The 10,784-nt window shown below is 29.4% G+C and carries 8 protein-coding genes and 1 other annotated feature; of the genes, 1 reads left to right on the forward strand and 7 read right to left on the reverse strand.

The features are described 5' to 3' along the window. Positions 1 to 275 precede the first annotated feature (275 nt). The 3 genes from GOQ29_RS00325 to GOQ29_RS00335 form a co-directional block, all read right to left on the reverse strand. The gene (locus GOQ29_RS00325) at positions 276 to 1,409 is read right to left on the reverse strand and encodes a TMEM165/GDT1 family protein (protein ID WP_203370364.1); all 1,134 of its coding nucleotides are present in this window, start codon (positions 1,407 to 1,409) and stop codon (positions 276 to 278) included. 89 nt (positions 1,410 to 1,498) lie between these two features. Beyond that, positions 1,499 to 4,606: an isoleucine--tRNA ligase gene (gene ileS / locus GOQ29_RS00330; RefSeq protein WP_203370365.1), complete on the reverse strand. Its 3,108-nt coding sequence runs from the start codon at positions 4,604 to 4,606 to the stop codon at positions 1,499 to 1,501. Positions 4,607 to 4,680: 74 nt separating this feature from the next. Continuing rightward, positions 4,681 to 4,896 (reverse strand) — a binding site (T-box leader). 62 nt (positions 4,897 to 4,958) lie between these two features. After that, positions 4,959 to 5,681, reverse strand: coding sequence for an HAD family hydrolase (locus GOQ29_RS00335; protein WP_350445945.1), 723 nt, complete (start codon positions 5,679 to 5,681; stop codon positions 4,959 to 4,961). Between the two features lie 216 nt (positions 5,682 to 5,897). On the opposite strand from GOQ29_RS00335, the gene GOQ29_RS00340 reads away from it, so the two are divergent. Beyond that, positions 5,898 to 6,071: a hypothetical protein gene (locus GOQ29_RS00340; protein ID WP_203370366.1), complete on the forward strand. Its 174-nt coding sequence runs from the start codon at positions 5,898 to 5,900 to the stop codon at positions 6,069 to 6,071. A gap of 44 nt (positions 6,072 to 6,115) precedes the next feature. Here the strand turns inward: GOQ29_RS00340 and GOQ29_RS00345 are convergent, their stop codons facing one another. From GOQ29_RS00345 to pepV, 4 genes are all read right to left on the reverse strand, one after another. Continuing rightward, positions 6,116 to 6,901 carry an inositol monophosphatase family protein gene (locus tag GOQ29_RS00345; protein ID WP_203370367.1) on the reverse strand — a complete coding sequence of 262 codons (786 nt, stop codon included), beginning with the start codon at positions 6,899 to 6,901 and terminating at the stop codon, positions 6,116 to 6,118. Between the two features lie 468 nt (positions 6,902 to 7,369). Further along, entirely contained in the window at positions 7,370 to 8,872 is a 1,503-nt protein-coding gene (locus GOQ29_RS00350; protein WP_203370368.1) for a glycosyl hydrolase family 18 protein, read from the reverse strand. 90 nt (positions 8,873 to 8,962) lie between these two features. After that, on the reverse strand, positions 8,963 to 9,229 hold the full coding sequence (locus GOQ29_RS00355) for an HPr family phosphocarrier protein (RefSeq protein WP_203370369.1): 267 nt from the start codon (positions 9,227 to 9,229) through the stop codon (positions 8,963 to 8,965). 17 nt (positions 9,230 to 9,246) lie between these two features. Beyond that, positions 9,247 to 10,578 carry a dipeptidase PepV gene (gene pepV / locus GOQ29_RS00360; protein ID WP_203370370.1) on the reverse strand — a complete coding sequence of 444 codons (1,332 nt, stop codon included), beginning with the start codon at positions 10,576 to 10,578 and terminating at the stop codon, positions 9,247 to 9,249. Positions 10,579 to 10,784: the final 206 nt, after the last annotated feature.

Consider the following 10,784-nt stretch of genomic DNA (forward strand, 5'->3'; position numbering starts at 1 on the left):
CCGCTTCGCTAGGGAAACCTAGTTTCCCTTCGACGGTGCATAAAACGTGCACCTGAGCACCCTCCTAATACGGCAGGGGATTCCATCCCCTACAACCCTTATTTTTTATTGTCTTCCAATATTTTTTGTAACTATTAACCCTTGTATTTATCAATAGTCTAAGCCTTTTGTTAAATTAACTTTCATAGACAATAAAAAAATACAAAATAAAAGGTTGTATCGGTTAACCGACACAACCTTTTATTTTTCAAATTTATGTTGTTTACAAAATATGCTTAATCTATATTTCTTATATCTTCTTCTGCTATTAATATGCTTTTATAAATTTCCTTATCTTTCTTTTGTATATTTTTAAGATATTTTTCTATATCTTCATTGAATTCTATCTCATGATTAAATAATATTTTTTCCATAGCTTTTCTAGACTTATTTATAATATGATTTTCATCCTTATCTATTCCTTGGTCTCTATAATAGGATAAAATCATCCTCATAGCTACTATTACTTTATCTTTATTAAAGTTTTTATTTCCAATATTAGGTAGGATATTCCACTCTTCATCTAAAATATATCTTTTATTTTCTAATGCTTCTTGCAATGCTCTTCTTATAAATCCAATTAAACATCCAATTTCACTACAGCCACCACAGTGATTCTCCCCTAAACATATATCATCTATTGCTTTTTTTACCTTATTTGTTTGATTATATAGAGTAATAGCTAGTTCTTTAAGAGAAGAAATAGTTGATTTAGATACTACAATTAACCTTCTCAAAAGTATAACTATCATAATGAAAAGCCCTATAAAAAATATTGTAATATTTATAGATGTTAAATATGACTGTGGTATGGTTTGAAAGAGTTTCAATACACCAAAAAATATAAATACAAATGAAGATGATATTTTAATCCATATCTCAGGAATTTTCTCACCTAATTTCTTACCAATAAAAATACCAAATCCACTGGTCACTATCATTCCACTAACTGTTCCTAATAAAATAAATAAAGGATATATCGCATCTGTTGCTAAAGTCATTGCGGTAAGTTGAGTTTTATCCCCTAATTCACCAACAAAAAATGCTAGTGAAACAGTTAATATAGGTCCCATACCTTTTCCTATACTATCCTCTTCATCTTCATCTTTGATATCCCAAAGTCCCCATATACCAAAAAAAATAAATAATATTCCAGCTATTATTTGAACATTATTTATCGGAATCATACCTCCTAAATATGAACCTAAAACAATAGCTATTCCATGATTTAAAAAAGAACCAATAAATACTCCTAATAATACTTTTTTCACCTTATATTGTGTTGCAAAAGTCATAGCTAATATTTGAGTTTTATCTCCCATTTCAGCCATAAAGATAAATAAGAAAGCTTTAATATATTCTCCCAACATAAATTCCCTCTTCCCTATTAATTTACTTCATTATATTAATTATAACAAATTCAAGACCAGGCCATATTTTTTTCGACCTGGTCTTTATATTATTCTACTTTTTCTAGCCTTATTCCTGTATCATGATCATTAAGATTATGAATTTCTAGCTCTTCTTCATCTACAGAATTAATTTCTACTGCTAATGTTTCAGTCTTTATATACTCATTAAACTCTGAAACTGCCTTTTCTATATCTTCATCTCCATTAAAGTAAATTCTAATATTATCCATCATCTCATAGTCATTATTCTTTCTCATTTGTTGTACCTTAGATATAAATTCTCTTGCATATCCTTCATTTATTAAATCTTCCGTTAAAGTTGTATCTAATATTACAAATAGATTATTTTCCATAGATACATTAAATCCTTCTTTAGCTTCTATTCTAATATCAACAAAATCCTTTGTTACTTCAAAGTCTTCTCCATCTAGATCTATAACTATAGTTTCACCACTCTCTAATTTATTTACAGCTTCAGAAGCATCTAATTCATTTAATGCCTTTGTAAATAACTTAATATTCTTTCCAAGCTTAGGTCCTGCTACTGGGAAATTTGGTTTTAGATTAAATTTCATATATTCTTTTATATTTTTAGCAAATACAACCTCTTTCACATTTAATTCTTCCTTAATTAATGGAATTAAATCAGATATTAATTCCTCATATTTACCATCTATAATTACCTTATCTATTGGCTGACGCACTTTAATTCTAACAGATTCTCTAGATGCTCTACCCAGTTTAACTAAATCTCTAACTAAGTCCATTTTCTTTTCTACGTTATTATCTATTAAATCATCATTTGCTTTAGGATAATAACTTATATGCACGGATTCTTCATTAGTCAAATTTCTATACATTTCCTCAGAAATATAAGGAGCAAAAGGTGCTACTAACTGTGCTATTCCTACTAATATTTCATAAGTAGTATTATATACAGCCTTTTTATCATCAGTTAATTCAGTAGCCCAAAATCTTCTTCTTGAACGTCTAATATACCAATTACTTAAATCTTCATTTACAAATTCCTGTATATCTCTTACTACCTTAGTTAAATCATATTTATCCATGTTTTCCTTTATTGATTTAACAAGATTATTATATTTTGAAAGTATCCATCTATCTAACTCTGGTCTATATTTATATTCTATATTAAATTTAGTAGGATCAATATCATCTGTATTCGCATATAAAGTAAAGAAATTATACACATTCTTAACAGTAGAGAAAAACTTACTTTGTACTTCCTTTAATCCCTCTATATCAAATTTTGTTGGAGTCCAAGCTGGAGATACATATAATAAATACCATCTTAATGCATCTGCTCCATATTTATCAAACATTTCAAAAGGATCTACTGTATTTCCCTTTGATTTTGACATTTTCTTACCATCTTTATCTAGAAGAAGATCATTTACTAATACTTTCTTATAAGGTGATTTACCTGTAACAAATGTAGATATAGCTAATAATGAGTAGAACCATCCTCTAGTTTGATCTATGCCTTCACAGATATAGTCTGCAGGGAATAACTCATCAAAATTTTCTTTGTTTTCAAAAGGATAATGATGTTGAGCAAAAGGCATTGATCCACTATCAAACCATACATCAACTACATCAGGAACTCTATTCATTGTAGAACCACATTTTTCACATTTAATATGAACATCATCTACATATGGTCTATGCAATTCTATTGATTCATCAATATCCTCTATTGCCTTTTCTGATAATTCCTTTCTAGAACCAATGCTTTCAATATGATTACATTCATCACATCTCCAAAGATTTAATGGAGTTCCCCAGTATCTACTTCTAGAAATTGCCCAATCATTTAAGTTTTCTAACCAGTTTCCAAATCTTTTTTCTCCAACATAATCAGGGTACCATTCTACATTATTATTATTTTCAATAAGTTTATCTTTTAATTTTGTAATCTCTATATACCAACTTGGTTTAGCATAATATAATAATGGTGTTTTACATCTCCAACAATGAGGATAATTATGAGCAATCTTTTGTTTTTTAAATAATTTGTCTTCTCCATGAGTCCATTTTATAATTTCTATATCAGCATCCATTACAAACATGCCTTCCCATGGTGTTGTTGTATATTTCCCCTCTTCATCAACGGGTTGAACTACAGGTAAATCATATCTTCTACCTGTATTATAATCATCTTCACCAAATGCCGGAGCTGTATGAACTATACCAGTACCATCAGAAGTAGTAACATAATCTGCTACTGTAATAAAGAATGCTTTTTTGTCTACCTCTATAAAAGGCATGAATTGTTCATATTCCATATATTCCATATCTTTTCCTGTAAGTTTCTCTATTACTTCATATTCTCTATCTCCAAATACTTGATCCGCTAACTCTTCAGCAACATATAAGACTTCTCCTTCAGATTTTACTTTTATATAAGTAACATCTGAATTTACAGTTAATGCTACATTAGCTGCCAATGTCCATGGTGTAGTCGTCCATACCAAGAAGTATTCATCCATATCTTTTCTTTTAAATTTAACTATAACAGTATTTGTCTTTATTTCTTCATATCCTTGAGCAACTTCATGGGATGCTAATCCTGTACCACACCTCGTACAATATGGTAATATCTTATGTCCTTCATAGATTAATCCCTCTTTATTAAATTTATCTAATATCCACCATACAGATTCAATATAATTATTATCTAATGTAATATATGGGTTTTCTAAATCTATAGCATATGCCATTCTTTTAGTCATATCTCTCCATAAACCTTCATATTGGAATACAGACTCCCTACATTTTTCATTAAATTTATCCATTCCATACTTTTCTATATCTTGTTTATTTTCTAATTTAAGTTGCTTTTCAACTTCTATCTCTACAGGAAGACCATGAGTATCCCACCCAGCTTTTCTTTTTACTTGATAACCTTCCATTGTCTTAAATCTACATACAGAATCCTTTAATGTTCTGGATAATACATGATGTATTCCTGGTCTACCATTTGCTGTTGGTGGACCTTCAAAAAATACGAAAGGCTCTTTATCTACTCTAGTTTCTACACTTTTTTTCAATATATCTATATCTTCCCAAAAATCAGCAATTCTTTTTTCTGTTTCTTTTACAGGTTGATTAGATAACTCTTTGAATTTACTCATCTTCTCATCCTTTCCTCTCATTAATTTATTTTATGTTTTGTGAATTTTATAAAAATAAAGTCCCTAAGCCTTAGCTTAGGGACGATCTAACCGCGTTACCACCCAAATTATAGTATAATATACTATCTCTCCATTAATATAACGTATTTTTACGGTAATACCCTACTCATAATTTCAGGTATACTGCTCAAAGGTGATTTTCATATAGGCATTCATTAATAATCTTTCAGCCTAAGGATTATCTCTCTTGTGAACTATCCCTATATTACTATCCTTATCTTAGCATTTAATTATACAGTTTGGTTTATAATATATCAAAATATACTAATTTGTCAAGAAAATAATATATTAATCAATCTAAGATTTCTACAGAAGAATTTACTTTATATATCATATCCTTCCTTTCAATAATTATTGAAATTTTATCAGATATATCCTTATCTTCCTTTATACAATTATAAAGATCCCTATTTGGATTTATAGCAACAGGATTTCCTACCATTTTCATCATTGATAAATCTCCAGTTGTATCTCCATAAGCATAACTATTATCTAAATCAATATTAAATTTCTCTACAAATTCATCTAATGCTCTTTGCTTATTAAAGGAATCCCACATTTTAATTATCTCACCAGTAAAATTATTATTTTCATCTACTACATATTTACTTCCTCTAAATTGAGTAACTCCATATTTTTCAGCCATCTTTCCTACTAAAAATTCAGGACTCCCAGAAATAAAAAATACTTTATGTCCTTGATCTTGATGCCATTTTATTCTATCACGAGCATATTTATATACCTTATCTCCATTTATATTTATTACCTGATGAGCAATAAATTCTATATGAGACTTATTTACACCTTTTAATTCTCTAACATATATATCTGCCAGCTCTTCCAAATAATCTTCAAAGTCTCTATACCGTTTCTCCCATTCTTCAAAAGTCTGTTTAACATGTTTATGCCAGATTAATTCATCTATTACTTCATATCTTATAAGCTTTTTAAAATGCTCAATCATAAGGGAATTTCTATAAAGAGTTCCATCAATATCAAAAAATGCTCCAATCACCGTATCTCTCCTCTAATTTTATTATTTTATATTTATTAATACTAATGCTATTATAGTCATTAAAACTTCTATTATCCCTTTTCTTTTTAATCCCACCTTTTTAGATAATTATACCATATATCATTTAACCTTTATTCCCTATAATAAAGAATTTTTATTTAATTTTTACTATAATAGAGATATTATGATAATATATTATTTGAGGAGGTATTTTTTATGTTTGGTATATTAGGCGGGCTTTTATTTGCTTGGTTACTTTCAATTATAGGATTTAAAGGTATCATTATTAATGGTATAAATGAATTATTCGGATTAAGTATATCTATGGCTGGCTATTATGTTTTGTTTGGTATAATTGGTTTTATAACAAGCATTACAACTAAACGCTAATTTGATAAATTTAGAGGAGCTAATTAGGCTCCTTATTTTAAATATTATTTTTCTTCTAATAATTTAATTTCACCCATTATCAAATCACATATTTGGCTATTTCCAGCGACTATTGATACTTTCCTTTTATTTGGAATATCTATTACTTTTCCACCAGCCTCTTTAATTAATATCCTACCAGCGGCCACATCCCAAGGACTTAACCTTAACTCCCAATATCCATCTAATCTTCCACAGGCTACATTTGCTAAATCATAAGCGGCTGCTCCCATTCTTCTTATTCCTCTTAATTTAGGAAGTATACTATTAAGATAGTTTAAATTATTATCAATATTCGTTACTCTATCATAGGGAAACCCTGTAGCCAATACTGATTGTCTTAAAGTATTTTTTGAACCTACAGTAATCTTTTTATCATTAAGATAAGCACCTTTTCCTTTAATAGCACTAAACATTTCATTAAGTATTGGTTCATATACCACTCCCAATACTATCTCTCCCTTAAATTTTAATGCTATAGAAACTGCAAATATTGGTAATCCTTGAGCATAATTATTTGTTCCATCTAAAGGATCTACAATCCACAAATAATCAGAGTTTTTTTCTATATAATCAGATTCCTCTGATAAAATTCCATGGTCAGAATAATTTTCCTTTATAGCTGATAATATAATCTTCTCTGATAATTCATCCACCTCCGTGACTAGATCTATATCACTAGATTTGGTATTTATCTTCAAATTTTCCTTTTCATAATTCTCCTTTTGTATTTTCCCAGCTTTTATTGCCCAACTCTTAACTTCTTCCATAGCTTTATTTAGATCAATCATATCTTCACTCCTTATCATGTCTTTATTATTTCAATATACCCAGTATTATTAGCTTAAATCTAATAATCTATCTCCATTCTAATTTAGGAAAAATTTTATTAGAAATGAATCAGAAAACCTCTCATGCTTGTCTCGGTGGTAGTTTACAATCCTTAACTAATCCTTTTACTTCTAGCATTTTTTCTTCCTAAATAATGTTATATGTATATATTAACATATAATATTAGATATTTATTCAAAAAAGTCGGATAAAAAGCATATCCTCTTCAATATTGAAAACTAGTTTCTCTTTGACGGTGCACAATACGTGCACCTGAGCACCCTTCCAATACGACAGGGGATTCCAACAACCCTCATTTTTATTGTCTTCCAATATTTTCTGTAACTATTAGCCCTTCTATTTATCAATGATCTAAAACTTTTGTTAAATTAACTTTCACAATAAAAAATAGAGGAGATCAATCTCCTCTAAAATTTCTTAACTACTACATCTTCTCTTATCATATTCCACATGGACTCATCTTCCATACCTAATCTCCATAGGGCTATTCCATTTATCCCCAACTCATTGGCAAGGTCTATCTTGGCTTTTATACTTTGAGTATTTTCGAACCATACCTCATGTTCATTTCCATCCTCATCTGTATATACAAAATACGGTGTTTGAGTTTCCTCATCAAATATTATCTCGGAACCATAATTTTCTGCTAATTCTATAGCCATATCATAAGTTACATAAGAAGATCTACCTGTTGCTAAATTAAAATCAAATCCGAAAACAGATACTGCTGCCATTATTTTTTCTTTAGGCACTCTTGATATAGCATATCTTAAAACTCTATCCATCCAACCGATAGATACTACCGGTCCTGGACCGCTTCCAGGCCATCCATGCTCATTATATAACATGACATTAAATTCATCTACTACATTTCCTATAGCTGCATAATTAAAAGGATCAGAAAAAGGATTAAATGGTTCATCACTAACTCTGGATGGAACTGATGCTGACAAATAATAACCTCTTTCTGAAAGTGCTTCTGCTAACTCAGCATAGAACAAAGATAAATTTTCGCTATCTTCAATATTAACATCTTCTATGTCTATATTTACTCCATCAAACCCATAACCCTCTACTAATTCTATAGTATTTTGTATAAAAGTACCTCTAGACTCCTCTGTAGCTAACATTTGACTAGTTAATTCCTTTGCCCTATCTACTCCTCCTATATATAATAGATTATGAATTAAAGCTAGCATTTTCACATTATTTCTATGTCCTATATCTATTACATCCATTACATATTGATTAGTAAATTCACCAAATTTCTCTATAGTAGTAGGATCATCTTCACTAATTCTAAACATGAACATACCTACTTTTGTAAGTTGATCTATATTATTCACAAAAGAATCATAGGAGCTAGGTAATGCAGGGCCTTCCTCTAATGTATAATATCCTAATATTGCAACTATAGGATTCTCTCCTCCATGAACTCTCCTATCTACTATTGCATTAGAAATCCAACCTTCCCTACCATCATATAATTCAACTTCTGTCCACTGATCAACTATATCTATCACTGGGAGTCTTGCGCCTCTTTCCATCTGCTCAATTACATCAAAGTTAGTTCCTGGTCCTAATCTAACATTAGCTATATCAACATTTACTATTACTTCCGTATAAAAAGGTATTTCTAATCTTTGACCTATATCTAAACTTGTATTCTCTAAATTATTTAATTCAATAATGCTCTCTATAGGTACATTGAATTTTTGAGATATTGAATACAAACTATCTCCTGCTTGAACAATATAATATTCTATAGGTATTTCTAATATCTGTCCTGGTATTATGTCAGGACTTGTTAAGTTATTAGCTGTCATTAATTCTTCTGTCGATATCCCAAATCTTTGAGCTATTACATACAGGCTGTCTCCAGGTCTAACTGTATATCTTATTCTATTCATATAAATAAACCATCCTTTCAAACAAAGTCATATAGTATATATTATTCCTTTGTTTAAAGAATGGTTTATGTTTTTTATTATTTATTCAATTTAATTTTTATTTATTTCATTCTCAAATAAAAGCTTTAAACCTTCATAGGCTTGTTCTTCATCAATACCTTTAATTTTTATTGTAAGTTTATTACCTTTAGAAGCTCCCATGCTTAATATTCCCATTATACTTTTACCATTATATTCTGTACCATCTTTTATTACTACTATGTCAGAGGTATATTTTGAAGCTTCTCTAATAAATAAACTAGCTGGTCTTGCATGCAATCCTGTTTCATTTTGTAATTCTATTTCTAAATTTTTCATTTCATCTCCTCCATAATTTATCTAGTTAGCTCATAAATCGCCCTAGAGTAAATCTTTGCTACTTCAACAAGTCTATCTATTTCAATATATTCATTAGCTTGATGTTCTACTTTTTCTTGTCCTGGAAAGACTGCTCCAAAAGCTACACAATTATCCATAGAACGAGCATATGTAGCTCCTCCAATAACTAAAGGAGTAGAATCTAGACCTGTTTCATCTTCATACACTTTTCTTAGAGTTTTAATTAGCCCATGATCTTTAGCCACATATAAAGAATTTAGAAAATCAAATTCTTCATATTTTAAACCATATTCCTTTACATTATTTTTAATATCATTTACTATATCTTCTTTATCCTTAGTAACAGGAATTCTAATATCTACACCTATTTCTTCTCCTTTTTCATCTACATTTATACTTCCTATGTTAAATGTAATCTTACCAGAAGGTTCGTCTTCACAATTACCAAAGATATTTTTAGCATTATAATCTTCTCCTATTACTTCTGCTATAAATTTAACAGCTTTACTTTCAATACCTATATTATTTAAAGCAATAGCTAATCGTGATATTGCATTTATTCCATTATGAGGTTGTGAAGCATGAGCTCCTTTACCTAATACATATATGAAATCTTCATCTTCTTCATATTCAAATTCCAAAGAATTTAATTCTTCCTTAAACCTATCGCTTTTTTTATATCCAATCTTATCAGGAACTGCATTTAAAGCACCTCCACCTGATAATTCTATATTTGAACCTTCTTTTGATACCAATTTCAATTGCAATAATCCTTTTTCCGCATGAATCATTGGAAATTGAGCATCAGGAGCAAAACCTAAATTAGGAACTTCCTCTTTTTTCATATATTTATCAATCCCACCCCAAAGGTTTTCCTCATCTGTACCAAATATGAACCTAACTCTTTTATTTAATTTTACTCCTGAATCTATTAAGGCTTTAACTGCGTAAATAGCTGCAAACACTGGTCCTTTATCATCTTGTGTTCCTCTCCCATATAATTTACCATCTTTAATTTCTCCACTAAAAGGATCAAATTTCCAATTAGCTCTTTCTCCAACTGGAACTACATCTAAATGTCCTAAAATACCTAGTATTTCTTCTCCTTCACCAATTTCTGCATAACCATAATATCCTTCTTCATCATAATAAGTTTTAAGTCCTAGTTTTTCACATATCTCTAAAGTTTTCTTTAATACTTTATCAATTTCTTCGCCAAAAGGATATCTTTCACTATTTTCGCCCTTAACACTAGGTATATTAACCACCTTAATAATTGAATCTATCATCTCATCCTTTAATTCTTCTACTCTATTTTTATAATCCATACTATACCGTTGCACAAAATCTATAAATATCTATAAAAACTTTATAAAAAACCTATAAATTTTAATTTTGATCATCATCTCTAATAATCTTCCCTGTTCAACCTGCCCTATTTCGATTAGTATTTAATCTACTCTAGTTTGTCTAGCAGTCCAAGGGCTTAAATTCCCATACAACGCATGGTACATATTAGCATTATCTTTTTTGT

Source organism: Anaeromonas gelatinilytica, from assembly GCF_016820635.1.
Lineage (GTDB): Bacteria > Bacillota > Clostridia > Tissierellales > SIT17 > Anaeromonas > Anaeromonas gelatinilytica.

Bases quoted from the DNA above. Each gene is read 5' to 3' on its own strand.
- GOQ29_RS00325 (WP_203370364.1), bottom strand. From the start codon at position 1,409: ATGTTGGGAGAATATATTAAAGCTTTCTTATTTATCTTTATGGCTGAA.
- ileS (WP_203370365.1), bottom strand. From the start codon at position 4,606: ATGAGTAAATTCAAAGAGTTATCTAATCAACCTGTAAAAGAAACAGAA.
- GOQ29_RS00340 (WP_203370366.1), top strand. From the start codon at position 5,898: ATGTTTGGTATATTAGGCGGGCTTTTATTTGCTTGGTTACTTTCAATT.
- GOQ29_RS00345 (WP_203370367.1), bottom strand. From the start codon at position 6,901: ATGATTGATCTAAATAAAGCTATGGAAGAAGTTAAGAGTTGGGCAATA.
- GOQ29_RS00350 (WP_203370368.1), bottom strand. From the start codon at position 8,872: ATGAATAGAATAAGATATACAGTTAGACCTGGAGACAGCCTGTATGTA.
- GOQ29_RS00355 (WP_203370369.1), bottom strand. From the start codon at position 9,229: ATGAAAAATTTAGAAATAGAATTACAAAATGAAACAGGATTGCATGCA.
- pepV (WP_203370370.1), bottom strand. From the start codon at position 10,578: ATGGATTATAAAAATAGAGTAGAAGAATTAAAGGATGAGATGATAGAT.